The 1513-nt window shown below is 73.3% G+C and carries 1 protein-coding gene; it reads left to right on the forward strand.

What is annotated here, in order from left to right; all coding sequences use genetic code 11:
* Positions 1-254: 254 nt before the first annotated feature.
* Complete coding sequence (locus Q0789_RS16540) at positions 255-1496, forward strand: IS110 family transposase (protein WP_298807083.1); 1242 nt, start codon at positions 255-257, stop codon at positions 1494-1496.
* The last annotated feature ends 17 nt before the right edge of the window (positions 1497-1513 follow it).

The raw sequence follows: 1513 nt of genomic DNA on the forward strand, positions 1-1513 counted from the left end.
GCTCACTGGTGCACCTTCTTCCTGTCCGGGCCCCAGGCAGGCAGGGTTCGGGCGCACCCCTGGTCCCCACCGGGCCATCGCCCTGCTCGCTCGACCTTCGAGGTCCGCGATGAGTTCTGCGGGGCCCGGTGGCCCAGGGCACCCCGACTGGCTACAGGGCTGAGCGCCATCGAGCGCCGATCAGTGAGCGACCGGCAGCGGTGCCCCGGGACCACCGGGTGTCTTCCCACTGGTGCAACAGCGAGGAGACAACGATGAGTGTCACCGCACTGCCCACGCCCGCGCGAGTGTGCGCCGGCATCGACTGGGCCAAGGACGACCACGCCGTGTGCGTCGTCGACGACCAGGGCGAGGCCCTCGAGCGCCTGACCGTCCACCACGACGTGGCCGGGCTGCGCACGATGACCCGCCGGCTGCTGGCCGCCGGCGTCAGCGACGTCGGGATCGAGCGCCCCGACGGCCCCGTCGTCGAGGCCCTGCTGCAGGCCGGGCTGACCGTGCTGGTCATCCCACCGGCGCAGGTCAAGAACCTGCGCTCGCGGTACGGCTCGGCCGGCAACAAGGACGACCGCTTCGACGCCTACGTCCTGGCCGACACCGTCCGCACCGACCACCGCCGGCTGCGCCCCCTGGTCCGCGACAGCGACGCGACCCTCGCGCTGCGCTCCCTGGTCCGCGCCCGCCGCGACCTGGTCACCCACCGCGTCGCCGTCGCCAACCAGCTGCGGGCGCACCTGCAGATCGTCTTCCCCGCCGCCGCAGACCTCTTCGCCGACATCGACTCGGCGATCAGCCTGGACTTCCTGACCCGCTTCACCACCCAGGAGCAGGCCGACTGGCTCTCCCCCAAGCGGCTGGGCGCCTGGCTGCGCTCGGTCGGCTACAGCGGCCGCACCGACCCCACCGTCCTGCATCAACGCATCACCGCAGCACCCCGCGGCGCCACCGGCGAGCACGCCCTCGTCCACGCCGCCACCACCAGCGCCTACCTGGCCGTGCTGGCTGCCCTGCGCGCCCAGATCGAAGCCCTGGCCACCCGCATCGCCGAACAGCTCACCCTGCACCCCGACGGGCACGTGTTCACCTCCCTGCCCCGCTCCGGCACCGTGCGCGCCGCCCGCCTGCTCGCCGAGATCGGCGACGCCCGCGGCCGCTTCCCCACCGCCGACTCCCTCGCCTGCCTCGCCGGCGTGGCCCCCTCGACCCGCCAGTCCGGCAAGGTCAAGGCAGTCACCTTCCGCTGGGGCGCCGACAAGCAGCTGCGCGACGCCATCACCGACTTCGCCGGCGACTCCCGCCACACCAACCCCTGGGCCGCCGACCTCTACCACCGCGCCCGAGCCCGCGGCCACGACCACCCCCACGCCGTCCGCGTCATCGCCCGCGCCTGGGTCGACATCATCTGGCGCTGCTGGCAGGACCAGACCCCCTACGACCCCACCCAGCACCGAGCCCTGCAACGCCTCCTCAACCAGCCCCACCACACGGCGGCTTGACACAGGGCAACTCATCG

The organism is uncultured Pseudokineococcus sp., assembly GCF_947499845.1.
Taxonomy (GTDB): Bacteria; Actinomycetota; Actinomycetes; order Actinomycetales; family Quadrisphaeraceae; genus Pseudokineococcus.

Coding starts and splice junctions, on each gene's coding strand:
- Q0789_RS16540 (WP_298807083.1), top strand. CDS start 255: ATGAGTGTCACCGCACTGCCCACGCCCGCGCGAGTGTGCGCCGGCATC.